The 302-nt window shown below is 60.3% G+C and carries 1 pseudogene; it reads right to left on the bottom strand.

Features of this window, described 5'->3' with window-relative positions:
- Positions 1-302: pseudogene (locus A3764_RS19500) on the bottom strand (23S rRNA (adenine(2503)-C(2))-methyltransferase RlmN); the annotation flags it as partial.

The raw sequence follows: 302 nt of genomic DNA, 5'->3' as shown, positions 1-302 counted from the left end.
GTCCCGCGCGACCATCACCTGGCCGATGATCTCTGCCGCGGTGAGGTTACGAACCAGCTTTTGCGTGCCGGTATGGCAAAAGGAACAGGTCAGGGTGCACCCCACCTGAGAAGACACACAAAGCGTGCCCCGGCCTTCTTCGGGGATATAGACAACCTCCACCTCGTGGCCGCCCGCAATCCGGACAAGGTACTTCCGGGTGCCGTCATTGCTGACCTGACGGGTGACGACTTCGGGCACCTCGATCACAAATTTTTCAGCCAGTTCGGCCCGGTAGCCCTTGGCGAGGTTCGTCATCAAGG

Source organism: Sulfitobacter sp. HI0129 (assembly GCF_001635395.1).
Lineage (GTDB): Bacteria > Pseudomonadota > Alphaproteobacteria > Rhodobacterales > Rhodobacteraceae > Sulfitobacter.
This window is presented reverse-complemented; position numbering and strand designations above follow the sequence as displayed.